This window comes from Geomesophilobacter sediminis, assembly GCF_016458275.1.
Classification (GTDB): Bacteria; Desulfobacterota; Desulfuromonadia; order Geobacterales; family Geobacteraceae; genus Geomesophilobacter; species Geomesophilobacter sediminis.
Map to the genome: position 1 here is coordinate 1 of NZ_JAEMHM010000013.1, position 24,602 is coordinate 24,602.

At 62.5% G+C, this 24,602-nt stretch carries 21 protein-coding genes; 14 read left to right on the top strand and 7 right to left on the bottom strand.

Going from position 1 to position 24,602, the window contains the following annotated elements:
- Nucleotides 1–508 precede the first annotated feature (508 nt).
- The gene (locus JFN93_RS15885; RefSeq protein ID WP_199385089.1) at nucleotides 509–1,357 is read right to left on the bottom strand and encodes an SDR family oxidoreductase; all 849 of its coding nucleotides are present in this window, start codon (nucleotides 1,355–1,357) and stop codon (nucleotides 509–511) included.
- Between the two features lie 95 nt (nucleotides 1,358–1,452).
- Between JFN93_RS15885 and JFN93_RS15890 the strand changes: the two genes are divergently transcribed.
- Together JFN93_RS15890 and JFN93_RS15895 are read left to right on the top strand one after the other, a co-directional pair.
- A complete protein-coding gene (locus tag JFN93_RS15890; RefSeq protein WP_199385090.1) occupies nucleotides 1,453–1,836 on the top strand; it encodes a winged helix-turn-helix transcriptional regulator in 384 nt (127 codons plus the stop codon).
- A 457-nt stretch (nucleotides 1,837–2,293) separates the two neighbouring features.
- Nucleotides 2,294–2,932, top strand: a complete 639-nt coding sequence (locus tag JFN93_RS15895) for a hypothetical protein (protein WP_199385091.1) — start codon at nucleotides 2,294–2,296, stop codon at nucleotides 2,930–2,932.
- 498 nt (nucleotides 2,933–3,430) lie between these two features.
- On the opposite strand, the gene JFN93_RS15900 is transcribed toward JFN93_RS15895, so the two are convergent.
- Both JFN93_RS15900 and mutS read right to left on the bottom strand, forming a co-directional pair.
- Nucleotides 3,431–4,627, bottom strand: a complete 1,197-nt coding sequence (locus tag JFN93_RS15900) for an N-acetylmuramoyl-L-alanine amidase (protein ID WP_199385092.1) — start codon at nucleotides 4,625–4,627, stop codon at nucleotides 3,431–3,433.
- Nucleotides 4,628–4,629: 2 nt separating this feature from the next.
- Entirely contained in the window at nucleotides 4,630–7,239 is a 2,610-nt protein-coding gene (gene mutS, locus JFN93_RS15905) for a DNA mismatch repair protein MutS (RefSeq protein WP_199385093.1), read from the bottom strand.
- A 334-nt stretch (nucleotides 7,240–7,573) separates the two neighbouring features.
- Here mutS and JFN93_RS25605 point away from each other — a divergent pair, with 334 nt between their 5' ends.
- The 4 genes from JFN93_RS25605 to JFN93_RS15925 all read left to right on the top strand — a co-directional run bounded on the left by JFN93_RS25605 (nucleotide 7,574) and on the right by JFN93_RS15925 (nucleotide 12,460).
- The gene (locus tag JFN93_RS25605; protein WP_236021770.1) at nucleotides 7,574–8,896 is read left to right on the top strand and encodes a sensor histidine kinase; all 1,323 of its coding nucleotides are present in this window, start codon (nucleotides 7,574–7,576) and stop codon (nucleotides 8,894–8,896) included.
- A gap of 3 nt (nucleotides 8,897–8,899) precedes the next feature.
- Entirely contained in the window at nucleotides 8,900–9,352 is a 453-nt protein-coding gene (locus JFN93_RS15915; protein ID WP_199385094.1) for a response regulator, read from the top strand.
- Nucleotides 9,352–10,890: a SpoIIE family protein phosphatase gene (locus tag JFN93_RS15920; protein WP_236021771.1), complete on the top strand. Its 1,539-nt coding sequence runs from the start codon at nucleotides 9,352–9,354 to the stop codon at nucleotides 10,888–10,890. Before JFN93_RS15915 ends, JFN93_RS15920 begins: the two co-directional genes overlap by 1 nt.
- Nucleotides 10,891–11,098: 208 nt before the next feature.
- On the top strand, nucleotides 11,099–12,460 hold the full coding sequence (locus tag JFN93_RS15925) for a putative sensor domain DACNV-containing protein (RefSeq protein ID WP_199385095.1): 1,362 nt from the start codon (nucleotides 11,099–11,101) through the stop codon (nucleotides 12,458–12,460).
- A 3-nt stretch (nucleotides 12,461–12,463) separates the two neighbouring features.
- Here the strand turns inward: JFN93_RS15925 and dinB are convergent, their stop codons facing one another.
- Genes dinB through lexA form a run of 3 tightly spaced genes read right to left on the bottom strand, consistent with a single transcriptional unit; the run spans nucleotide 12,464 to nucleotide 14,548 of the window.
- Nucleotides 12,464–13,699 (bottom strand): DNA polymerase IV, encoded by a 1,236-nt coding sequence (gene dinB / locus JFN93_RS15930; protein WP_328754144.1) that lies wholly within the window; start codon nucleotides 13,697–13,699, stop codon nucleotides 12,464–12,466.
- Nucleotides 13,692–13,937 carry a hypothetical protein gene (locus JFN93_RS15935; protein ID WP_199385096.1) on the bottom strand — a complete coding sequence of 82 codons (246 nt, stop codon included), beginning with the start codon at nucleotides 13,935–13,937 and terminating at the stop codon, nucleotides 13,692–13,694. Before JFN93_RS15935 ends, dinB begins: the two co-directional genes overlap by 8 nt.
- A gap of 5 nt (nucleotides 13,938–13,942) precedes the next feature.
- Nucleotides 13,943–14,548 carry a transcriptional repressor LexA gene (gene lexA / locus JFN93_RS15940; protein ID WP_199385097.1) on the bottom strand — a complete coding sequence of 202 codons (606 nt, stop codon included), beginning with the start codon at nucleotides 14,546–14,548 and terminating at the stop codon, nucleotides 13,943–13,945.
- A 219-nt stretch (nucleotides 14,549–14,767) separates the two neighbouring features.
- On the opposite strand from lexA, the gene JFN93_RS15945 reads away from it, so the two are divergent.
- Together JFN93_RS15945 and JFN93_RS15950 are read left to right on the top strand one after the other, a co-directional pair.
- Nucleotides 14,768–16,069 carry a porin gene (locus JFN93_RS15945; protein WP_199385098.1) on the top strand — a complete coding sequence of 434 codons (1,302 nt, stop codon included), beginning with the start codon at nucleotides 14,768–14,770 and terminating at the stop codon, nucleotides 16,067–16,069.
- Nucleotides 16,070–16,343: 274 nt separating this feature from the next.
- Nucleotides 16,344–16,958 carry a flavodoxin family protein gene (locus JFN93_RS15950; RefSeq protein WP_199385099.1) on the top strand — a complete coding sequence of 205 codons (615 nt, stop codon included), beginning with the start codon at nucleotides 16,344–16,346 and terminating at the stop codon, nucleotides 16,956–16,958.
- A gap of 104 nt (nucleotides 16,959–17,062) precedes the next feature.
- On the opposite strand, the gene JFN93_RS15955 is transcribed toward JFN93_RS15950, so the two are convergent.
- Entirely contained in the window at nucleotides 17,063–18,148 is a 1,086-nt protein-coding gene (locus JFN93_RS15955; protein ID WP_199385100.1) for a class I SAM-dependent methyltransferase, read from the bottom strand.
- A gap of 585 nt (nucleotides 18,149–18,733) precedes the next feature.
- On the opposite strand from JFN93_RS15955, the gene JFN93_RS15960 reads away from it, so the two are divergent.
- From JFN93_RS15960 to JFN93_RS15985, 6 genes are all read left to right on the top strand, one after another.
- Nucleotides 18,734–19,669 (top strand): diguanylate cyclase, encoded by a 936-nt coding sequence (locus tag JFN93_RS15960; protein ID WP_199385265.1) that lies wholly within the window; start codon nucleotides 18,734–18,736, stop codon nucleotides 19,667–19,669.
- A 221-nt stretch (nucleotides 19,670–19,890) separates the two neighbouring features.
- Nucleotides 19,891–20,079, top strand: a complete 189-nt coding sequence (locus tag JFN93_RS15965; RefSeq protein ID WP_199385101.1) for a hypothetical protein — start codon at nucleotides 19,891–19,893, stop codon at nucleotides 20,077–20,079.
- Nucleotides 20,080–20,279: 200 nt separating this feature from the next.
- Nucleotides 20,280–21,455 carry a thiolase family protein gene (locus JFN93_RS15970; RefSeq protein WP_199385102.1) on the top strand — a complete coding sequence of 392 codons (1,176 nt, stop codon included), beginning with the start codon at nucleotides 20,280–20,282 and terminating at the stop codon, nucleotides 21,453–21,455.
- Between the two features lie 80 nt (nucleotides 21,456–21,535).
- Nucleotides 21,536–22,381: a 3-hydroxybutyryl-CoA dehydrogenase gene (locus JFN93_RS15975; RefSeq protein ID WP_199385103.1), complete on the top strand. Its 846-nt coding sequence runs from the start codon at nucleotides 21,536–21,538 to the stop codon at nucleotides 22,379–22,381.
- A 13-nt stretch (nucleotides 22,382–22,394) separates the two neighbouring features.
- On the top strand, nucleotides 22,395–23,177 hold the full coding sequence (locus JFN93_RS15980; protein WP_199385104.1) for an enoyl-CoA hydratase-related protein: 783 nt from the start codon (nucleotides 22,395–22,397) through the stop codon (nucleotides 23,175–23,177).
- 240 nt (nucleotides 23,178–23,417) lie between these two features.
- Nucleotides 23,418–24,557 carry an acyl-CoA dehydrogenase gene (locus JFN93_RS15985; protein WP_199385105.1) on the top strand — a complete coding sequence of 380 codons (1,140 nt, stop codon included), beginning with the start codon at nucleotides 23,418–23,420 and terminating at the stop codon, nucleotides 24,555–24,557.
- Nucleotides 24,558–24,602 lie beyond the last annotated feature (45 nt).

The following is a 24,602-nucleotide window of genomic DNA, read 5'->3' on the forward strand; positions in this document are numbered from 1 at the left end:
CGTTTTCTTCCTCTATGCCTTGCGACGGGTCAACTGTCCCAGTTGCGGGGTGAAAGTCGAACGGATTCCTTGGACAGGAGAGGGGCCGAAGTGTCAGGTCTGGACATGGACAAAAGGGAGGGGGTGCAGGGGAGGGGCAGGATTCTCTCCCATTCATATAGAAACGTGAGATCACACATCACTTGGGCTTTCAACAAAAACGGCCGACCAGGGTTGCAACCTTGGTCGGCCTTCCGTTTTCCAGTCCTCAATCAGAAGCGGCGGCACACTGAAAAGCTCGAACCGCAGGTGACGCGGGGGACACGGAGAAAAAAGGTTTTCTGGTATGAAAGGGGATGAAAGTCGGGCCTGTCAATCTGATTGTGTAAATGACTTTTCGGTTTTCTGAAGTTCAGCATTATTCCAACGTGCATGAAGTTGACCGGGCCGGTTTACGGCCCGGTCTAACTTTCTGGTTGGAATCATTCCTTTTAAATCTGATTCCAGAAAAAATGTTCTTGGTTCGATCCTACATCACCGCCGCAATTGCTGTTGCCAATGATGTCGTGGGCCTACCGATCAGTGTGCTGAGCTGACGGCTGTCATCAAACAAAGCGTCTTTGGAAGCTCCCGTGTCAGAATTGGCAAGCAATTCGGCGATAACTTCCGGCAGCCCCACCTTAATAAGAACGCCTTTGTACTCGGCTTCCGGCAGGTTCACATACCCTATGGTCTTGCCGGACTGGCGTGAGATTTCTGCGGCCAGCTCTGCCAGGGTGTAGGAGGTGTCGCCAGCCAGTTCATACACACGGCCCGCCTGGTTGTCCGAGGACAACACCGCAGCCGCAGCTTCTGCGTAGTCGGCACGCGCAGCAGATGAGATGCGGCCATCGCCGGCACAGCCATACACGCCACCGTGAGCCAGTGCGGCAGGTACCCCGGCGGTGTAGTTCTCGGTATACCAGCCATTGCGCAACAGCACAAAAGGAACTCCGGAAGCGCTGAGTAATGCTTCGGTTTCCCTATGCTCGGCAGCAAGTCCAAGCGGTGATGTCCCGGCGTGCAGTACGCTGGTGTACGCCAGCAACTTCACTCCGGCACGTTTAGCCGCGTCGATGACGGTACGATGCTGGTTCACACGCTGCCCGATCTCGCTGGAAGAAATCAGCAGCACCTTGTCAGCGCCTTTGAGCGCTTCATCCCACGAAGCAGGCTGGCTGTAGTCTGCATAACGCACCTGTATACCCGACTCTGCAAGCTCTTTAGCTTTCTCCACATTGCGCACTGCTGCGACGATTGCTGCGGCGGGTACTTTTTTCAGCAGCGCTGCGATGACCAAGCGACCCAATTGTCCTGTCGCTCCTGTTACGACGATCATGATAAAACTCCTTTCAAACCTGATTGAGATGTTGTGTAAAAAAACCATATCAGCTATGCTTACAAAAAGTAAGTACGCACAAAAAGGTAAGTGTAATGCCCAACACCAAAGCAGCAACATTATCCGAGCTAATGCGCCGCGGGGAACTATTTTCAGTTAAATGTCCATCGCGAGAGATACTCAAGCATGTTACCAGCCGCTGGGGAGTGCTTGTCCTGGTGGCCCTGATGGAAGGGACGCACCGCTTCAGCGATTTGCGGCGCAAGGTTGGCGGGGTCAGCGAGAAAATGCTGGCGCAAACGCTGCAATGTCTGGAGAAAGATGGTTTCGTCAATCGGGTGTCATTGCCGGTTGTGCCGCCGCATGTGGAATACACTCTGACACCGTTGGGAGAAGAGGTCGGCCATAAAGTCGAGTCGTTGGCTGATTGGATAGAAGATAATTTGCCCAGGATCATGAAGGTGCAGCAGAAAAGTTAACTCGTTATTGACCGGTCAGCTCAAGAAGAAGGCCGAAGTGTCAGGTCTGGACATGGACAAAAGGGAGGGGTTGCAGGGGAGGGGGGGCAGGATTCTCTCCCATTAATATAGGAACGTGAGCTCACACATCACTTGGGCTTTCAACGAAGAACGGCCGACCAGGGTTTGCAACCTTGGCCGGCCTTTCGTTTTCCAGTCCTCAATCAGAAGCGGCGGCACACTGAAACGCTCGAACCGCTGGTGACGCGGGGGACACGAGGAAAAAAGGTTTTCTGGTATGAAAGGGGATGAAAGTCGGGGCGAAATCTTAGATTTTTGAAAATACTGCGACGTAGAGCCTTCCTCTTCGACTCGAGAGCGATCTCTCTTCGGCTTCAGAATCTCCCTCTGCTGCTTCAGATCCACCCTCTGCGGCTTGAGAGCCACCCTCTGCGGCTTCGGAGCCACCCTCTGCGGCTTGAGAGCCACCCTCTGCGGTTTCGGAGCCACCCTCTGCGGCTTCGGAACCACCCTCTGCAGCTTCGGAGCCACCCTCTGCGGCTTCGGAGCCACCCTCTGCGGCTTCGGAGCCACCCTCTGCGGCTTCGGAGCCACCTTCTGCGGCTTTGGAGCCACCCTCTGCAGCTTCGGAGCCACCCTCTGCGGCTTCGGAGCCACCCTCTGCAGCTTCGGAGCCACCCTCTGCGGCTTCGTAGCCACCCTCTGCGGCTTCGGAACCACCCTCCACAGCTTCGGAACCACCCTCCGCAGCTTCGGAACGACCCTCCGCGGCTTCGGAACCACCCTCTGCGGCTTCGGAGCCACCCTCTGCGGCTTCGGAGCCACCCTCTGCGGCTTCGGAGCCACCCTCCGCGGCTTCGGAGCCACCCTCCGCGGCTTGAGAGCCACCCTCTGCGGCTTCGGAGCCACCCTCTGCGGCTTCGGAACCACCCTCTGCGGCTTCGGAGCCACCCTCTGCAGCTTCGGAGCCACCCTCCGCGGCTTGAGAGCCATCCTCTGCCGCCTTAAGGGCTTCCATTTTAGCCCTCGTTCCCAAGGTTCACCTTGGGAACTCAATTATTGTCAAAGCTCAAGCTTTGGAACCAACGGTGGGTGAAGCGGGAGCTTCGGGAGGTCTTAACGTTCCCAAGCTGGAGCTAGGGAACGAGATGGAACGTTACCGCCTCCGGCGGATCGCGCCTGGAAAGGCGCTCCTACAGTGAAGATGACCTCCATCTGTAATGCCAGGTGGGCCCTTCGCGATTCTGCCTGCCCGAATGCAAAGGGGACAGGCACCGCAGTGCCCGTCCCACTTTCAGCCTCGTTCCCAAGGTCCGCCTTGGGAACGCAATGATTGTCAAAGCTCCAGCTTTGGAACCAACGGTGGGTGAAGCTGGTGCTTGGGAACGAGATGGAACGTTGCCGCCTCCGGCGGATCGCGCCTGGAAAGGCGCTCCCACAGTAAAAAGAACCTTCATCCGTAATGCCAGTCGGTCCTTTTCTTTTGGGATTATGCTTGGCCCAACGCAAAAGGGACTGGCAGCTGCGGCGCCAGTCCCTTGGAAAAAAGAGGGGGACAGGCACCTGCGGAGCCAGTCCCCTTCAGCTACTTCTGCTACTTCAGCGAGGAGATGTATGCCTTGATCCCCTGCATCACACCTTCCGCCGTCGCCTCCTGGTAAGTCCCGTCCTTCAGCTTCTGCTCGTCCTTTTCATTGGTGACAAAAGCCGTCTCCACCAGGATGCTCGGCATGGTCGCCCCCACCAGCACGTAGAACGGTCCCTGCTTCACCCCGAGGTTCTTCAGCCCCGGGTATTCCGCCTTCGCCCGCTTGTACACCGCCTTCTGGACGAAGTCGGCGAGGTGCGCCGAGTCGTTGAGCTTGTAGTTCGCCATCAGGTCGAAGAGAACCGCCTGGAGCACGCTCACCTTTTCGATCGAGGTCCCGTTCTCCTTGGCCGCGAGCTGGGCCACCTTCTCGGTCTTGGCCAGGTTCAGATAATAGGTCTCGACCCCGCTGGCCCCCCGGTTGAGCGAGGCGTTGGCGTGAATGGAGACGAAGAGATCGGCGCCCACCTTGTTGGCCAGGGCGGTCCGCTCCTGCAGCTCCAGGAAGACGTCGGTGGAGCGGGTCATCACCACCTCGATCCCCAACTCCTCGCGGATCTTCTGGGCCAGCTTCAGCCCGATGGCGAGCACCACGTCTTTTTCGCGGGTACCGGAGACGCTCATCGCGCCGGGATCGTGTCCGCCGTGCCCCGGGTCCACCACGATGCGCCGGATTCGGCCCGGTTTGAAGGTGGTGGCCGGCTTCTCCTTGACCACCTCCGGTTTCGGCTTGGACGGCTCGGCCGCTTTCGGTTCCGGCTTGGCGGTCTCGATCACTTCCTTCACCGCCGAGATCTCCTCGCGGCGCTGCCCCTTCACGTCGACGATGATGCGGAAGGGATCGGAGAAGGTGAAGACCTTGTAGTCCTTGATGCTGTCCAGGTCGAGCACCACCCGCACTGTCGCGGCGGAGAACTGCGCCACCCGGACGCTCTTCAAAAGGCCGTCGCCGACCGGAAAATCCTTGATCCCCGGCCTGAGGTGGCCGCCGGAAATGTCGATGTACAGGCGGTTGGGAAGCTTGTGGTACTCGAACTTGGCTTCCTTTTCCAAGGTGATGGCAACCCGCGTGTAGTCCGGGGTGGACCAGTGCTTGAGCTCGGTCACCCCGATCTGTCCCTCGCGGGCCAGCGAGAGCTGCGGCAGGCCGAGCAGCGGGATCGCCAGGAAAAGGAGCAGGGATAGATATTTCCTTAGGGACATTGCTAAAGCATCCTCTTGAGTTGGTCCAACACGTTCAGCGCTTCCAGCGGGGTGAGGGTGCTCACCTCGATGTCGCGCAGCCGCTGCCGGATCTGGTCGTCGTCACCGGCAAAGAGGGAGAGCTGGGGGGAGGGGGCCTGCGCCTTCTTGCCGCGCGAGATGCGCGGTACTCCCCCCTCGGAGTACTCCCCTTTCTCCAGGTTGAGCAGGATCTCCTTGGCGCGGTCGATCACCTCGACCGGAAGCCCGGCCAGCCGCGCCACCTGGATCCCGTAGGAGTGCGAGGCGCCCCCCGGGACGATCTTGCGCAAGAAGATGATCCGGTCGTTCCACTCGCGGACCGCGATGTTGAAGTTCTTGACTCCGGGGCGGGTCACCGCGAGCTCGGTGAGCTCGTGGTAGTGGGTGGCAAAGAGGGTCTTGGCCGCATGGAGCTTGTTGTCGTGGAGGAATTCGGCGACCGCCCAGGCGATGGAGACCCCGTCGAAGGTCGAGGTGCCGCGGCCGATCTCGTCCAGGACCACCAGGCTCTTGGGCGTCGCTCCGCGCAGGATCGCGGCGCTTTCCATCATCTCCACCATGAAGGTCGACTGGCCCCGGGCGAGGTTGTCGGAGGCCCCGACCCGGGTGAAGATCCGGTCCACCAGCGGGATCCGCGCCTGGGACGCCGGGACGAAGCTTCCCATCTGGGCCATCAGGGTGATGAGCGCCACCTGGCGCATGAAGGTCGATTTACCGGCCATGTTCGGGCCGGTGATGATGACGAGCTGGTTCTCGCCGTTGTCGAGCAGGGTGTCGTTGGGGACGAAGCGCTCGGTGGCGTAGATCTCCTCGATGACCGGGTGGCGCCCCTCGGTGATCGAGAGCTCGTCCCCTTCGTGGATCTCGGGGCGGCAGTAGGCACGGTCGTGGGCCAGTTCCGCCAGAGACGCCAGGACGTCGAGGGTGGCCAGACGGTCCGCGCTGCGGGCGATCCGCTCCCCTTCGGCGGCGGCCGCTTCGCGCACCTTCTGGAACAGGGAGAACTCGATCTCGCGGATCCGGTCCTCGGCCCCCAGCACCTTCTCCTCGTACTCCTTGAGCTCCGGGGTGACGTAGCGCTCGGCGTTGGCGAGCGTCTGGCGCCGGATGTAGTCCTCGGGGATCATGGCGACGTTCGCCTTGGTCACCTCGATGTAGTAGCCGAACACCTTGTTGTAGCGGATCTTGAGGGAGCTGATCCCGGTGCGCGCCTTTTCCTGGGCCTCGAGCCGGGCGATGAACCCTTTCCCCTCGCGGCTGATCGAGCGCAGTTCATCGAGTTCGGGATCGTAGCCGTCGGCGATGATGCCGCCGTCGCGCAGCACGAAGGGGGGATCCTCTACGATGGCGGCCGCGATCAGGTCGCGGATCTCCTCCAGCGGATCGATACCGCCGTCCAGGTCCGCGAGCAGCCCCGAGCCGAGCAGGCTCACCTGCTCCTTGATGGCCGGGATGCGGGAGAGGGATCCCTTGAGCGCGACCAGGTCCTTGGCCGAGGCCGAGGCGAGACTGATCCGGCCGTTCAACCGCTCCAGGTCGTAGACGCCGGAGAGGAGCGCCCGGATTTCGGTGCGCACCCCCGGATCGCGCATGAGCGCCTCCACGGCGTCCTGGCGCTCCACGATCCGCTTTTGGTCCATGAGCGGATAGTTGATCCACTGGCGGAGCTTTCTTCCCCCCATGGCGGTGACGGTCCGGTCCATGAGCCCCAAAAGCGATCCCTTGCGCTTGCCGTCGGCGATGGTGGCGGTCAGTTCCAGGTTGCGCCGGGTCGACTCGTCCAGGACCAGGTGCTCGGTCTGGGCGTAGGGGGTGAGCGAGGTGACGTGGGGGGCCTGCCCCTTCTGCGTTTCCAAAAGGTAATGGAGCACCGCGCCGGCGGCCAAAACGGCGAACGGGAGACCGTCGCAGCCAAGGGTTGCCGGGGTGGCGCCGTTGAACTGGTTGCCGATCAGGCGCTTGCAGTAGTCGGCATCGTAAACCCACTCCTCGAAATAGGTGACGGTGCGGTCGCTGGTGACCGCGGCCAGTGCCTTGGCCTGGGCCGGGTCCCGGAACGCGGCGGGGAGGATGATCTCCCGCGGTGCGATGCAGGCGGTCTCGGCGACCGCGGCCTGCAGGTCGGCCAGCTCGGTCACCCGGAACTCTCCGGTGGAGAGGTCCAGGTAGGAAAGACCCCAGCGCCCGCCGTCGGTGAAAAGGGCGAGGAGGTAGTTGTTTTCCTTCGGCGAAAGGGAGGCGTCGTCGATCACGAGGCCTGGGGTGACCACCTTCACCACCTCGCGCTTGACGATCCCCTTCACCAGCTTGGGATCCTCGACCTGCTCGCAGATGGCGACCTTTTCCCCCGCCTCGACGAGTTTCGCGAGGTACGGGGCGCTCGAGTGGTAGGGGATGCCGCAGAGCGGGACCTCGTTGCCATCGGCGTTCTTGTTGCGGGAGGTGAGCGTGATGCCGAGGATGCGGGAGGCCTTCACCGCATCGTCGAGGAACATTTCATAGAAGTCGCCGAGCCTGAAGAAGAGGATCGTGTCCGGGTAGTCGGCCTTGATCTCCAGGTACTGGCGCATCATCGGGGTGATTTCTGACATGTATCTAAAAGCCCTTCTTTCCTGGGGATAAGCGGCGGCCATCTTAACAAAATCGGCCCCCCCTGTAAAGCAATCCGCAGGTTCCGAGGCGGCCGAAAGGTCGGAATTCTGCGTCAGTAAACGGCTATGAGAGTGCTTTCATGATGCGGCAGCCTCAGGGCGTTTTTTGAGAGACATTTCCCGGCAAAAGGTGTCCAATAAATGAGACCCTTTGTCTGACACAGGGGTGGTTTTCTTGCCGGTGCGACAAAAAATGATATGGTTTTACCCGTCCTTTTAATCAGAAAGGATGCCCCTGAATCCTCAGGGAATGCCAGCCGAGTGGGGCCTGCGGATGGGAGAGAAGAAAAAGATCGAGGAACTTGAGACCCAACTGGCCCAGAGCAAGCTCTCCGACGAGCAGGCACGCCGGAAAGTGGTGCTTCTTTCGGCCATGATCAGGATTTTTCGCGAGACCGCTTCCTGCGAGACCGAAGAAGACGTGGCTCAGGTCTGCCTGAAGGTGGCCCAGGAACTTACCGGAAGCGCCTATGGATTCATCGGCGAGCTCAACGCCGAAGGGCGCTTTGATACCACGACGCTGAGCCGGTCGGGATGGGATGCCTGCCAGGTCCCGATGCCGGGCGCGGCGCAGCTTCTCAAGAGCATGCCCAACCGGGGGATCAACCGCGCCGGCCTCAGGGACCGCAAGTCCTGGATCATCAACGACCCGGAACATCACCCGGACCGGGTGCAAAAGCCGGAGGGACACCCGCCGATCACCTCCTTTCTGGGGGTGCCGATCCGTTACGCGGGCGGAATCACCGGGATGATCGCCCTGGCGAGCAAGGAGTCGGGGTACACCCGTGACGACCAGGACGACGTCGAGGCCCTTTCGGTGGCATTCGTGGAGTCGCTCAACCGCCGTCGTGCCGAGCGCCGGATCAACGAACTGAACCTGGAGCTCAACCGGCACGTCCTGCAGCTGGAGAGCGCCAACAAGGAGCTGGAGGCGTTCAGTTACACCGTCTCCCACGACCTGAGAGCGCCGATCCGGCACATCACCGGCTACGTGGAGCTTCTGGAAAAACGGGACCTATCCGGTCTGGACGAAAAGAGTCTCCATTACCTGCAGGTGATCTCGGAGGCGGCCCAACGGATGGGGGTGCTGATCGACGACCTGCTCTCCTTCTCCCGGATGGGGCGGGCCGAGATGACCAGGTCGCCGGTCGACATGGCGGCGCTGGTGCGGGAGGTGGTAAACGAGCTGACCGCGGACCTGCCGGAGCGCGACGTTGCGGTCGAGGTCGCGCCGCTGCCGGTGGTGACCGGCGACCGGGCCATGCTGCGCCAGGTGCTGGTAAACCTGATCGGAAACGCAGTGAAGTTCACCCAGCCCCGCCCGCAAAGCCGCATTCAGGTCGGGGCGGTTGCCGAGACCGGGGAAACCGCCTTTTTCGTCCGGGACAACGGGGTGGGTTTCGATATGCGGTACCAGGACAAGCTTTTCGGCCTCTTCCAGAGGCTCCACTCCCTGGAGGAGTTCGAGGGGACCGGGGTGGGGCTCGCCAACGTGCAGCGGATCGTGCACCGGCACGGTGGCAGGGTGTGGGCCGAAGGGGAGCTGGAGCACGGGGCCACCTTCTGGTTCACGCTCCCCAGGCACGAGGAGGTGTAATTCATGTTGCAGCTTAAACGGATTCTCCTGGTGGAGGACAACCCAAACGACGCCGAGCTCACCATGGAGGCCCTTTCCGAACATAACCTCGCCAACGAGGTGGATTTGGTTCGCGACGGTGCCGAGGCCCTCGACTACCTGAAACGCCAGGGCGCCTGGGCCGGCAGGGACAACGGCAACCTTGCCGTGATCCTCCTGGACCTGAAGCTTCCCAAGGTGGACGGGCTCGAGGTGCTGCGCATCATCAAGTCCGACCCGCACCTGCGCTTCATCCCCGTGGTGGTCCTCACCTCCTCGCGCGAGGAGAAGGACCTGATCGAGAGCTACCGGCTCGGGGTCAACGCCTACGTGGTCAAGCCGGTCAATTTCGGCGAATTCATCGATGCCGTGAAGGAACTCGGCGTTTTCTGGGCCATCGTCAACGAGCCGCCACCGGCCAACAAGGGTGCTTACTGATGCAGCGACTGCGCATTCTCCACCTCGAAGACGACCCGATGGACGCCGAACTGGTCCTGGCGACCCTGTCGGCCGCAGGGCTCGAGGTCGACGTGCATCTGGTCTCCCAGCGGGAGGAATTCGTCCTGGCCCTTTCCCGCGGCGGCATCGACCTCATCCTCGCCGACTTCGCGCTCCCTTCCTTCGACGGGATGAGCGCGCTCCTGATCGTCCGGGGGCAGTATCCGGACCTGCCGTTCGTCTTCGTTTCCGGGAAACTGGGGGAGGAGGCGGCCATCGAATCGCTGAAAAGCGGCGCCACCGACTACGTCCTGAAAAACCGGCTTTCCCGGCTGGTGCCGGCGGTGCAGCGGGCCCTGACCGAAGCTAAGGAGCGGGCCAAGCAGCGCAAGATGGAAAAGGAGCTGGAACGCGCCTACACCGAGATCCAGAAACGGGCCGAGGACTACCGAAACCTCTTCAACAGTATCCGGGACGTCATCGTGGTCACCGACCACAAGGGGAAGATCCTCCACGTGAACCAGCCCGCGCTGCAGGAGACCTTCGGCTATCTCCCCGAGGAGGTCGTCGAACAGAACATCGGGATCCTCTTTACCGACGACGACCGGGCCATCGGGCTGGAGCTCTTCGAATCGAAGGGGGGGGCGCAGGGACGTCTGATCGAACTGGACTTCCGGCGTAAAAACGGTGAGAGCTATGATGGCGAGCTCTACGCGTTGAAGCGGCTGGACCGCAACGGGGTCCCTACCGGCAACATCGGCATCTTCCGCGATATCAGCGAGCGCAAGAAAACGGAGGAGGCGCTGCGGGAAAGCGAGCTGCGCCACTACCAGTTCCAGCTGGAGCTGAAATACGCCGCCGAGATCCAGGCCCGGCTTTTGCCGCGCAGCTATCCCCAGATCCCCTGCTTCGACATCGCCGCCCGCTGCATACCGGCCAAGCAGGTGGGGGGGGACTTCTTCGACTGGCAGGTGGTCTCGCCGACCGTGGTGAACCTGACTTTAGGGGACGTGATGGGGAAGGGGATGGCGGCCGCGATGCTGATGGCGACGGTCCGTGCCTCGCTGCATGCGGTGACCATGTACAACGCGCCCGCCCAGGCGGTGCGCCTGGCCGAGCAGGCCCTGGGGCTCGACCTGGAGAATTCCGAGAGCTTCGTGACCCTTTTCCACGGGCAGCTCAACGCGGTGCGGCGCTCCTTGACCTTCGTCGACTGCGGGCACGGCTTCGTTTTCGTAAGGCGGGCCGACGGCACCGTGGAAGACCTTTCACCGCGCGGGCTGCCGCTTGGGGTCCCCGGGGACAAGCTCTACCAGGAAGGGGTGGTCGATTTCGGCAAGGACGACGCCCTGATCCTTTTCAGCGACGGTCTGATCGACGCGCGTCCCGAGCTCTCCCTGAACAACCAGCGCATCGCCCAGCAGATCGCCGAACTCCCCAGCGCCGAAGCCATGGTGGAGCGGCTGGTGGCCCTGACCGCCCAGACCGATCCGCAGCCGGACGACATCACCATCCTCGTGGTTCGCTGTACCGCCTGATCGCGCCTCGCCGTCTCCGGACGCACTCATTCCCGCCGATCCTGTTGCACCGCCTCCGCGTGGTTCCCTTGCCTTGCCGATCCCGGATCGGGTCGTTGACCGGTGGTTCAACCCGCTGAATCATTTGGGGATTGACATTAAACCGGTCGGCGGGCGATCATGGACGAAAGGCTTCAGGTAGGCCGGCCGGAGCCGGTGGAGTTCCCTCATGAGCAAGATGACTGGATGCAAAAAAAGCGACCGACATGCCTATCCCCGGGAGTTGGTCGATTTCATCTATGAGCAGTGGCAAAATCCCTCCTTTCTGGAGAAGATCGGCGGCGAGGGGGATACCGCATCCCTGCAGCTCCCGGAATGCCGCCAGTTGGAGCAGGTAATCTCCATCTGCTACCAGGCAAGCCTGATGCGCGAGGAAGAACGTCCGGTGATGTTCCGCCTCATCATCAGGGAGCCGCGGCTTTTCCCCGCCGAAGACGGTCCCCCCACCGGTCTGCACCGTCTTCTCTTCACCCGGCCCCGCCCGTTCAACGAGTACGAGCTGCATCGCCTGGCCCCTGCCGCCGATTTTTACCGGACCCTGATCGGGCTCACCATCGATCCGGTGCACGGCACCCAGATCTGGGGTCTGGTCCACTCGGGTACCCGCTGGATGCACTCGGTGTACGGGGGGCGCAAGACCTTTCCCCCGCTCCCCCGAAGCCTGGTGGTGTACGTAACCGGCCCGGGCCAGATCTCGGTCTGTCTCGGGGAGGAGATCATCGCGTCGCTCAACGGCGGCGACATCAACTGTCCTACCCTCGACGTCTTCAACTCCAGCTGGATCGCCCACAGTCTCGCGGCGGTGCGGACCGAAACCTGGGAGTTGCACCAGGCGGCCCGGGCGCGGGCCGAAAAACCGTGGGCCCTGCTCGACCCGGAGTTCGGAAAAAGCGTCGGGCAGCAGGTGATGCGCCGGTTGATCAGCGTGATCCGCAACGCCGGCCACGGCGGGATGCTGGTGTATCTGCCGACCGAGATGACCGAGGAGATCCTGGCGGAAAACCGGTACATGACCATCAAGTACCAGTTCTTGGAGTACGAGTCGCGGCAGCGCTTCAGAAACCTCACCCTGCGCATCATGAACACCCTCGCCGAGATCTACGGTGATCCGGAGGATCCGCACAAGCGGGTAGGGTGGCTGGAGTACGTCAACAGCAAGCACGAGGCGATTGCCCTTTTAGACGAGGCGATCTTCGACGTGGCCCATCTGCTGGCGGTTCTGGCCGGGATCGACGGTGCGGTGGTGTTGACCAAAAGGCAGGAACTGCTGGGGTTCGGCGGGGTGATCCTGGGGGACATCGACAACGTCGGGATGGTCGCCCATGCGCTCGACACCGAGGGGACCCGGACCGAGCCGGTGTTAAGCGAAGGGGTCGGGACCCGGCATCGGGCCGCGTATCGTCTCTGCCAGAAGCTGCACGACGCCATCGCCATCGTGATCTCGCAGGACAAGTCGGTGCAGATCGTCAAGTGGCACAACGGCTTTGTCACCTATTGGGACCAGGTGCCCACCGGGGTGCCCGGGTTTTGACCCTTACTCCACATCCACGTTGCGCAGCCCCTCCGGACGCCAGGCGGGGGAGATGACCTTCGCCCCGCTCGCAGTTCCCACCAGCGTGCCAAAAGTCACCGAAAATTCCCCGAAACGGTCGTTCACCTGGTCCATCGCCCCGGCCAGGAGCGCCTTCTTGCGGTCCTGCTCCAAAAGCGACAACTGTTCCCCCTGTTGGCTGAGCTTGCTGAGCCGCACCCCCAAAAGGCGCACCGGCTGTTCGAGCTCGATGCCGTCCAGGATGCGCACCGCGTCCTGGTAGATCTCCTCGGAGCTGTTGGTTGCCGAAGCGCGGGATTCCTGCCGGGAAAAGGTCGTGAAGTCGGGGTAGCGGACCGTCACGGTGATCGTTTTCCCGGCGACGCCGTAGCGCCGGGCGCGCCGTCCCACCATTTCGGAGAGCTGCAGCATGATCTTCAGGATTTCGCCGCGGTCGCTCAGGTCCTTGTCCAGGGTGGTGCTGTGGCCGACGGTCTTGACCTCGTCGGCCTCCTCCTCGGGGACCACCGGTGAGTCGTCCTCCCCAAGCCCCATGTAATGGAGCTTTTCTCCCACCACGCCAAACTTCCGCTTCAGGATCGGTACCGGAAAACGCCCCAGGTCGCCGCAGCTGCGGATCCCCAGGGTGGTGAGCTGCTTTTGCAGCTTGGGCCCGATACCGCAGAGGTCCTTGATCGGCACCCGTTCCAGGACGGTCGCAACCTCCTCGGGACGAATCACGGTGAGTCCGTCCGGCTTTTGCATGTCCGAGGCGAGTTTGGCCAAAAGCTTGTTCGGCGCGACCCCGACCGAGCAGGTAAGCCCGAAGCGTTCCCGGATGCGCTGCTTGATCTGGCGGGCGATTTCTTCCGGGGGGCCGAAAAGGGCGCGGCTGCCGGTTACGTCCAAAAAGGCCTCGTCGATGGAGAACACCTCGACCTGCGGGGTGAACTCCCGCATGATTCCGATGATCTGGGTCGAGGTCCAGGTGTACTTGCGGTTGTTGCCGACCACGAAGATGAGCTGGGGGCACATCTTCTGCGCCTCCCAGCTGTTCATGCCGGTCCGGACTCCGAAGGCGCGCGCCTCGTAGGAGCAGGTGGTCACCACGGTCCGCTTGGCCGCGCCAATCACCGCAATCGGCTTGCCGCGCAGCTCCGGGTTGGCCTGCTGCTCCACCGAGGCAAAAAAGGCATTCATGTCGATATGCATGATGGTGCGCGAAGCGCCCCTAGTCACCGTCGATCCCTCCCAGGGTCCAGTTCTGGTCCCGTACGTGATAGATGAGCTCGAAAAGGTTGTTGCCGTCGCTGACCGCAAAGTGCAGGCGCGGCGCGTTCCCCACCTGGTCCTGCCAAACGTAGGAAAGTTCCCGAACCGCGTGCTTCTCCCGGCGCCATTCGAACCAGACCGGCTTGACGCCCTGGCCGGGAGCGAAAATCGCCGCCACTCTGACCTGTTCCGTAGCCGTGGGCATCTCTTTTACTCCAATTGCCGGTAGATGCCAACGACTTTTCCGACGATCGTGACGTCCGCCTCGCCGCTGCGGACGATGATGGCATCGTAGTTGGGATTTTCCGGCTGGAGCCGGATCCGGTCCTTTTCCCGGTAGAACCTTTTCAGGGTGGCCTCGCCCCCCACCATGGCCACCACGATGTCGCGGTTCTCCGCGGTCGGCTGGGGACGGACCAGGGCCAGGTCCCCCTCGGCGATGAGGGCGTGGATCATGGAATCGCCCCGCACCCGCAGAAAAAACATCCCCTCGGAGCGGAGCTGCGACCGGTCGATGCTGAAATGCCCCTCGATGTCCTCCATGGCATGGGTAAGGACGCCCGCCCGGACCACGCCGACGATGGGGAGACTCGCCCCTTCCGCCTGGTGCACCAGGGTTATCCCGCGGGAGCTCCCCTCGCTGCGCCGCAGATACCCCTTCTTTTCCAGAGCGTCCAGGTGCTTTAACACCCCCAGGGTCCCCTTCACCTTGAGCCGGCCGCCGATCTCCCTGAGGCTCGGGGGATAGCCGTGATCCCGGATGTAGCTGCTGACGATCTCCAGGACCTCTCTTTGCCGCTCGGTTAGCTCTTCCATAATGCCTCCATAGGTTATCGTATGAAAACTTTATCAAATGGTAACCATGGCCTGTCAAGCGGGATTTGAAGAAATCTCCGGACCAGTCTTTCCCCGGTACGGCAATGAGAAAAGAAAGGGCACCGGCCGTGAATTGGAAAACCCACATTATAATTGGTGCTGCTTTTCCGGCCCCAAAGCTGTGGGCCACCGATTCCGCTGTCCGAAAGGACCGACGCCATGCCCACGTTGCGCCTCTTCCTTGCCTGGCTTGTTCTGGCCCAGCTCCTGCCGGCGGTAGCAACCGGTCCCGCTCGGGCCGAGGGGCCCCCCACCGGGATTCAGGTGGCGCCGGCCGTCCCGGCCCCGTTTGCCGAGACCCCGGGGACCCCCATGGCCGGAGCGCCGGGGCGCAAGGTCATCTTCGGGCACGAGGTGGAGATCCCGGCCTGGGACCGGAGCCGGGTGACCGCGCTCACCTTCGGGGGGAGCGGGTTCTTCCCGCCGCAGGGGCGCACCGACCTCTTCCCCCTCGCCGCGCTCTATTTCCGAAGGGGATCGGAAGAGGGGCGGGGGCGAGGCATCGTTGCGATCTTCATGAATGAACTGGAGTTCGACCGTTATTGGCATCCCTGGGAATGGATCGCCACCTTCGACAGTTCCACGCTTCCCTACGGCCAAACGGTGGTGACCGACGGTCGTGAGATCGGCAAGACGGCGGTCTTTTGGGGGACGGCGCTGGGGGGGCTCGGGCTCGGGTACCGGATCCCGGTCGCCCCCTTGGAGGTGGACAACGATCTGCGGCTGCAGCTTATGGGGCGGGCCGGCTATTTCTTCGCCCGCCGCAACGATTCCACCGGTGCCAGCCAAATCATCCCTCCGGACACCCCGCTGTACGGGGCCAGGTTGCGCGGTCGTTACGACGGCTTGCGCCGCAACATCCTTGAGCTGCCGCACCGCGGCATCGCCGCCGGCTTTGATCTCGACTACCTGCACCGCTCCCATTGGCGCGCCGTCTCCGACGAGGCGAGGGCCAACCGGGACTTCTTGCAGGGCACCGGGTATCTGGTCACGGCGGCGGACCTGCCGGGGCTGTCCGAAAAGAACCGGCTGTTGCTGGGAGGCTACGCCGGAACCACCCTGGGAGAGGGGCGCGGCGACCGCTATAACGCCTTTCGGATCAACGGCAGCCCGTTGCCGGGGGAGTCCGACGAACTGGCTCATCCCCGCTTCCAGGCCGCAGTGTTCGATGATGCCCTGGTTACCGACTATCTGCTCGCGTCCATCGCCTACCGCAGGGAGCTCCTCTTTTTCCTGTACCTGACCCTGGAAGGGTCCTTTATCCGCGCCAACCGGGCCACCATTGCCGGAGACGACCAGGTGGTGTTTCGCCGCACCGATGCCTTTGCCGGAACCATCGCCCTGGACAGCGCCTTCTTCTGGAATTCCGCCCTCTATCTGGCCTACGCATGGGATTCCGGGTTCATCCGCGGCGGAAAGCCCGGAAGCGGCGTCATTCTGACCTGGACCTTCGCTTTTTGAGGTCCACCTGCCGCGACGGGAGCGGCTGCCCCTCCGTGACCGCGAACCTGCGCTTATGTTAAAAACGTCGAATCAGCCGTGAGGATGTGGTATCACTGCGAGCGTGGGAGGATGGTGTGATCGATACTGCGGCGGTCGCCCTGGCCGCGGTCGACGTCATTTAGGTAAGCACGAGAACCATCGCCCCGGTATACCTGCTCGATGCTCTGGTCGAGGCGGTCCTGGCGGGGGGGTGGGCGATCGGCCTGGCTTTTCTAGGCAACGGGGGGAGAGGATGAAGATTACCGCAGTCGTCGGGAGTTACCGCAAGGGTGGGATCGTCGAGCAGACCGTAGATGAACTGCTGGCGGCCGCTGCCGCGGGCGGGGCCGAGGTGAGGAAGGTCTGGCTGCCGGACCGGCATCTGGAATTTTGCAACAATTGCCGCAGCTGCACCCAGAGCCGGGAGGGGCGCCGCGGCGTCTGTCCCATCGAGGACGATCTGGCGGCGCTTTTGGATGAGCTCGAAGCCTGCGACGCGATCATCCTCGCCTCCCCGGTAAACTTCGGCACCGTTACCGCGGTGATGAAGCGGTTCCTGGAGCGCTTCGTCTGCTACGCCTACTGGCCCTGGGGAGCCCGCGGCCCTGCGGCACGCGCCGGTCGGAAAACGGCGTCGGCGGTGCTGATCGCCGCCGCATCTCCTCCCTCACTGCTGGCCCGGCTCTTTTTCCCGGTTTTCAAGCCGATGCAAGCCGCGGCCGACGCCTTCGGGGCAAAGGTCGTCGGGACCGTTATGGTGGGGGGGGCGTCCGCTGCGCCGGACCAGAGGTTGGACGCCGGGAGCGCTGCCAAGGCCCGCCGTCTGGGAAAACGCCTGGCTGCCGGGGACGTCGGGGGAAAGCGCTGAAACGATTGGCTCGATGTGGGCGCTGAAAGGAAAGGGAAGGGCGGTTTCCGCGGGGAAGCGGAAGACCGCCCTTTTGCGTTGGGAACCAGGGGAGGCTTATGGCATCAGAGCGGGCGGTGGCGCAGCAGGAACAGCCGCTCGGCGTACCGATCGGCGCGCTCCAGATCCGTTCCCGAGAGCTCCGTGGCGGGAACGCCTTTCCGGAAGCGGCGCAGGAAGCAGCGTTCCTCCCGGTCCAGCGGAGGATTGGGCGACCCCAGGCGTCCGGCGATCCGGACCGGTCCTCTCCGAAAGAAGGAAACCGCTTGCCCGAGGCAGGGATTGAGGGTGAAGACGGCGGTGCCTTCCGGGCAGGGGCCGTGCACCCCCTTGCCGAGATAGACGACGAAATTTCCCGGCGCGCTCCGTCGGGTCTCGAGTTCCCGGATCCGCTCCACCTCCTGGTTCACCTCGGCAAGCGCCCCCGGGTGCGCGAAGAGCAGCGGTTCCAGCCCGCTGGAGCGGACCAGCTCCAGAAACGGCTCGATCCGGTACGTCTGCACGCAGGGATGGAGCAGGGCGTCGGCAATCCCGGCGCGAAAGCTCATCTCGTCGGAGGCGTCGAAAAAGCGGCGCAGCCGTGAGCCGGGCTTGCTGCGGCGGACCAGGTCCCGCACCTGTTCCGGCCGGTCGATCTTGAGCAGGCGCAGGGCGCGCCGGATCGACTCCTCCTCGCTGCGGGCATACCTGCTGTAGACCATCACCCTGAGAATCCCACCTTCGGTCAGCCGCGCCGCCAGCGCCCGCAATCCCACCTCCGGGTGCTCCAGGTGGTGCAGCACCCCATAGGCATCGATGAAACCATAGGGGCCGGGAGCAACCGTCTGGTCCAAAAGGTCGCCGGGGACGAACTCCACCGAACTGAGCCGGTGCAGCAGGCAGTGCAGCCGCGCCCGGCGCAGGCTGCGCTGGGAAAGGTCCAAGGCGGTGATCGGAGTGCCGGCGTTGGCCAGCGCGAAAGGGTAGGGGGAGAAGCTGCCGCAGCCGGCAATGAGCATGCGCCGTGCCGGCCCGGCCGGAAGCTCACCGTTGAACCGGGCCCAGAGCGCGGAGAGGTTCAGGGCATAGGTGTCGCACCGGCGCACCGAGGCGAGGAGCGGGTAGCTCGGGTAGGGGTACAGTTCGTAGTGCTGGCGGACCGTTGCGGGCATGGCGCCACCTTAGCAGGTAAAGCGGTGCCATGGCAAGGCGCGTTAGGGGGCAACCGCCACCGGGTGGGCGGGGTCGGCTCGGCCGGTACGGAAACGTGGCCGTCGGTGCTACGTGAAATAGCGATGCGTCCGAACGTGTGATCGCGTATTTAGCCCCACATGGTGCGTGAAATGACTTGGTGGTGCCGGAGGCGAATGCTTCGTCACCTGAATTTAGCTGGACAAAATCGACGCCATTTGGGTACTATCCGCCCATGAGTAAACCAGCCGCCTACCTGATGATCGTATACGTCCTTTCGGTAATAACCTTCGGCACTTGGCAGATGTTTGCCGGAAACCTCGAAGCGGCGTTTTCTTCCTTCCCATTTCTGCTAATTGCCTATGTCTTCGCAAGAAATGTCCGAAACAAACGCAGTTAGCCCGCTTTAGCCAAAGGGCGGAATTCCGGTCTTCCCGCGACCGCGGAAAACCGCTTTTTTCGCACCGGCACCGCTTCCCGACGGAGTGTGGTACGTGTGTTGCAGCGGGTGAGGCATGCAATGCAGGGGATCTTCCCCTTACATCTTGGGTCCACGGAGATCGATGATGTCTGCCAGTGTGCTTGTCATAGACGATTCACCGAAAGTTCGCGACAAGGTTATCCGCACCCTCAAGGATGTCAGCCTCTTCAGTCACTACCGCGAGGCCAACGACGGGTTGGAGGGTTTCAAGTCGCTGATGGATTCTCCCTCGGACCTGGTGCTGTGCGACGTGGAAATGCCGCGCATGGACGGATTCCGCTTTCTGCAGATGGTGAACTCCCGCCAGGAGCTCCAGGGGATCCCGATCATCATGCTGACCGGGATCCTGGACTTCGGGTCCAAGATCAAGGGACTGAACCTCGGCGCCATCGACTACCTCACCAAGCCTTTCGATGCGGGAGAGCTGGTGGCCCGGGTCAGGGTCCAACTCAAGATCAAGACGCTGCAGGATGAGCTGCGACGGGCCAACGAGCAGTTGACCCGGCTTACCAACACCGACGATCTGACCGGCCTTTTCAACCGCCGCTACCTCACCGATTCCCTCTCCAACGAGTTCATCCGCGCCCAGCGCTACCAGGACAACCTGACCCTGGTCATCTTCGATATCGACCACTTCAAGGTGATCAACGACAACTACGGGCACCAAAACGGAGACCACGTCCTGGCGGCGGTCGCCGCGGCGGCCCAGCAGGGGCTGCGTCCCTATGACGTGGCGGCGCGCTACGGCGGCGAGGAGTTCGTCATGGTCATTCCCGGCGCGACCCTGGCCGAAGGGGTGGCCGTTGCCGAGCGGCTGCGGGTTGCGGTGCAGAACCTGAGCTTTCCCGCTCCCATGGAGGGGGTGAAGGTCACCATCAGCCTCGGTGTGGCGAACTATCCCGCAGCGCCGGTCAGCGACATCGCTTCCCTGTTCCATCTTGCGGACCAGGCCCTCTACCGCGCCAAGCAGACCGGGCGCAACCGCGTCGAGGTGATGGCCCACTCCGATTACTCCTGCTGATCCCGCCAACTCCCTGCCGTTCGCCCTGGCAGCGCTCCCGATGCGGCGCCTTGGGCGCCGTTTTCTTTTCCTTCTCCTGCCATCTTTCCCGCCGCTTCGACCCGTGTGCCCCCCCTGCGTCCAGTAACCGCTTCAGGATAAATTAAGTTGAAAAAAATTTAATTTGCATTTATAAATGAGCCCGTCGTCCGCTCGCGCCGGACCCCAAAAAGGAGCTCGCCATGTCAGAATTCGACACCGTCTACCACGAATACCAGCGCGTCCTGGCGCAGTTGAGCAACGCCGGGGACATCCGCACCAAGAACGAACTTTTCCAACAATTGACTGACCTTTTGTCACGCATGGAAGAACTGATCGTTTCCCAGACTCCGGGCAAAATCCTGAGCGGACGGCATGACATGGGATCGTGAACGATGCATCGGCGCCGGTCCGGTCTCCATGGAATGGGTTGTGGGTCTCCCACAACCCTTTTTTGTTGCCTTTTTTCGCCGCTAAAGGAAGAAATAGAGGGATAACTCTGGTATGATGGATGATAATATAAAACCGTTTTAAAAGAAGTTGACTTGAACGTAAGGCGCCACTAAGATGCACGGCCAAGGAGCATGCAGCCATGAAAGAGGTCCTGATCATAGACGCACTGAGAACCCCCATCGGTTCCCTTAACGGGGTGCTGGCCGACCAGCCGGCGCACCGCCTCGCCGCCACGATCATCAAGCGGCTTGTGGCCGAGCACGGTCTTGCCGGTGACGCCATCGACGAGGTCATCATCGGCCAGGTGTTGTCCGGAGGCTGCGGCCAGGCACCGGCCCGGCAGGCGATGCGGGAGGCGGGACTTCCCGACGCGGTGCATGCCATGACCATCAACAAGGTATGCGGCAGCGGGCTGAAGGCCATCATGCTCGGGGCCGACAGCATCCGGCTCGACGAGTCCTCGCTGGTCCTTGCCGGGGGGATGGAGAGCATGTCCCAGGCCCCCTATATCATCAAGAAGGCCCGCACCGGGCTGCGGATGGGGCACGGGGAGCTCCTGGACCTGATGATCTACGACGGGCTCCAGGATCCTTACACCGGTCGTCACATGGGGATGATCGGCGACGACAGTGCGCGGCGCAACGGGATCAGCCGCGAGGAACAGGACGAATTTGCCGGCCGCTCCTACCGGCTCGCCCAGAATGCGGTGCGGGAAGGGATCTTCGCCGGCGAGATCGTTCCGGTGGTCAAGCAGGGGCGCAAAGGGGAGGAGCGCGTCGAGCAGGACGAGGAGCCGTTCAAGGCCGACTACACCAAGCTCGCCCAGCTGCGTCCGGTTTTCAGCGCCGACGGCACGGTCACCGCCGGGAACGCCTCGACGATCAACGACGGCGCTGCCATGGCGCTTTTGGCCGGCCCGGAGGCGGCGCAACGCTTCGGATTGGCCCCCAAGGCGCGCCTGGTGGCCCATGCCACGGCGAGCTTTCACCCGGATCACTTTCCCGAGGCCCCAGTTGCGGCGATCGAGGCGGTCTGCCGCCGGGCCGACGTACCCATCGACCGGATCGACCTTTTCGAAATCAACGAGGCGTTCGCGAACGTGCCGCTCATCGCCATCAAGAAGCTCGCTCTTCCCCTGGAGAAGGTGAACGTCAACGGCGGTGCCTGTGCCATCGGGCATCCGATCGGCGCGAGCGGAGCCCGGCTGTTGGCGACCCTGGTGCGCGAGCTGGGGCGGCGCCAGGCCCGGTACGGTCTTGCCACGCTCTGCATCGGCGGCGGTGAGGCGGTTGCGGCCATTATCGAGCGGATCTGAACCGTGGGATTTGAACCGGTGGCATTTCGAAGGAGTGACGATCGCGACCGGAAGGTGGCTTTTCCGGGCCAGGAGGGAACATGATCAGAAATATCGGCGTCCTCGGAGCAGGGCAGATGGGAAACGGCATCGCCCATGTTTTCGCCCAAAAGGGGTACCACGTCTCGCTCTACGACATCTCGGAGCCCCAGTTGAGAAAGGCGGTGGCAACGGTCCGGCAAAACCTGGAGCGCCAGGCGAAGAAAGGCGCTTTCCCGGAGAACGAAATCGACTCCACCGTGGCGCGGATCGTCCCCACCCGGGAGTTTTCCCGGCTCGGTTCCTGCGATTTTCTCATCGAGGCCGTGGCCGAGAACGAGACCGTGAAACTCGAACTTTTCCGGCAACTCGATGAGGTCGCGCCGGCCGGAGCCATTCTGGCTTCGAACACCTCATCCATCCCCATTACCAAGATCGCTTCGGCTACCCGACGGCCGGAACAGGTCATCGGCATGCACTTCATGAACCCGGTACCGGTGATGAAGCTGGCCGAGGTGATCCGCGGTCACGCGACCAGCGACGACACGTTCCGCCAGACTGCGGCGCTGGTCGCCGAATTGGACAAGGAGTTCGCGGTTTCCCAGGACTATCCCGGCTTCATCGTGAACCGGATCTTGATCCCGATGATCAACGAAGCGATCTTCGCTTTGTACGAGGGGGTTGCTTCGGCGGAGGACATCGACCGGGGGATGAAACTGGGGACCAACCAGCCGATGGGGCCGCTTACCCTTGCCGATTTCATCGGCCTGGACACCCTCCTCGCCATCGTCAACGTGCTGTACGACGGATTCAAGGACCCGAAGTACCGTCCCTGTCCGCTGTTGGTGAAGATGGTGAACGCCGGGCACCTGGGGCGCAAGTCCGGAAGAGGGTTCTACAGCTATTAAACGGGAGGGGACAATGGCATATCGGCATCTTCTGGTGGAAACCAACGAAGGGGTGGCAACGCTTACGGTGAACCGTCCGCAGAGCCTGAACGCGCTGAACAGCGAGGTTCTCGATGAGCTGCAGGCGGCACTGGACACCTTGGAGGCGGACCGTACCGTGAAAGCGGTGGTCCTGACCGGGGCCGGAGAAAAGGCGTTCGTCGCCGGTGCGGATATCAAGGAGATGGCGGCGATGACTTCCCACCAGGCCCACACCTTTGCCGCGAAGGGGCAGAAGGTGATGCTGACCCTGGAGCGGATGACGACGCCGGTGATCGCCGCGGTGAACGGCTTTGCCCTCGGGGGTGGTCTGGAACTTGCCCTGGGTTGCGATTTCATCTATGCGTCCGAAAAGGCGAAGGTCGGTTTTCCCGAGGTGACCCTGGGCATCATGCCCGGTTTCGGTGGCACCCAGAACTTGTCCCGGCTGATCGGCGCCAACAAGGCCAAGGAGTTGATCTTCACCGGCAAGATGATCGCCGCGGATCAGGCCCTGGCCTGGGGGATCGTCAACCAGCTCTGCGCCGCAGAAGATTTGGTTCCCAAGGCACTGGAGACCGCCCGGGGTATCGCCCGGGTGGGAACCCTCGGGGTCGCCTATGCCAAGGATGCCATCGGGAGCGGTCTCGACATGAGCCGCGAGGACGGGTTTCGCTACGAGGCTTCCCTCTTCGGCGTCCTGTTCGCAACCCAGGACCAGCGTGAGGGGATGGCCGCCTTCGTCGAGAAGCGCAAGGCGGAGTTCAAAGGAGCGTAGCGGGAGCCGTTCTCATAGCCGGAAACGTCGCTCCTTGCAGCTGCCGGGGACCGTTTTACTGTGGGAGCGCCTTTCCAGGCGCGATCCGCCGATTGCGGTGACGACGATCGCGGTAAAATCGCGCCCGGGGAGGCGCTCCCACAGGGTAAGCGCCTCCCGGGTTTTTCAAAGAGACTCGGCTGCGGCATGATTCACTCCCCAGATGATGTGGGCTGCAGAGTAGCAAGTCAGGAGGACGGTATGGACTTCGAACTGAGCCAGGACCACAAGGTATTGCGGGACAGCGTGCGGGATTTCGTGGAGAAGGAGATCAAGCCGATCGCGCGCAAGATCGACGAGGAGCACATGATCCCGGACGCCCTGGTCGCCAAGATGGGGGAGATGGGGCTTTTGGGGAGTTATTTCCCCGATGAATACGGCGGGGCCGGTCTGGACATGCTTTCTTATGCCATCGTCGTTGAGGAGGTGTCCAAGGCGTGCGGTTCGTCGGGGGTGCTGATTTCCGCCCATACCTCGCTTTGCTGCGGGCCGATCTACACCTTCGGGAGCGAGGAGCAGAAAAAGAAATGGCTCCCCGATCTGAATACCGGCAAGATCCTCGGTTGTTTCCTCCTCACCGAACCGGAGGCGGGCAGCGATGCCGGCTCTCTTACCACGAGCTATCGCAAAGAGGGGGATGAATACGTCATCAACGGCTCGAAGATATTCATTACCAACGGCGGTTATCGCGGCACCGGCGTCATCTTCGCCACCTCCGACCGGAGTTTGAAACATAAGGGGATCTCCGCCTTCATCGTCGACCTCAAGAGTCCGGGGGTGGAGATCCTCAGAAACGAAAACAAGATGGGGATCCGCGGCAGCTACACTACGGCTTTTGCCTTTGACGGGGTGCGGGTGCCGGCAGAAAACCTCCTGGGGAAGGAAGGGGAGGGATTCAAGATCGCTATGGATACCCTGAACGGGGGCAGGATCGGCATCGCCGCCCAAGCGCTGGGAATCGCCGAGGGTGCCTTCGAGCGGGCCCTGGCCTACTCCCGGGAGCGGAAGCAGTTCGGGCATCCCATCTGCGAGAACCAGGCGATCCAGTTCAAGCTGGCCGACATGTACGCCAAGATCGAGACCAGCAAGTTGATGACCTACAAGGCGGCCTGCCTGAAGGACCAGAAGAAGAGCTACACCATGGAGAGCGCCCTGTGCAAGATGCTTGCTTCCGAGGCGGCGACCTACGTCACCAAGGAGGCGCTGCAGATCCACGGAGGGTACGGCTTCATCTGCGACTACGAGGTGGAACGGATGTACCGGGATGCGAAGATCACCGAGATCTACGAGGGGACCAACGAGGTGCAGCGGGTGATCATCTCGAAGATGTTGCTGCAGTAAGGGGTTGTGGTTACCCCGGCTGCGCCGGGGTTCGCGCCAGGAATG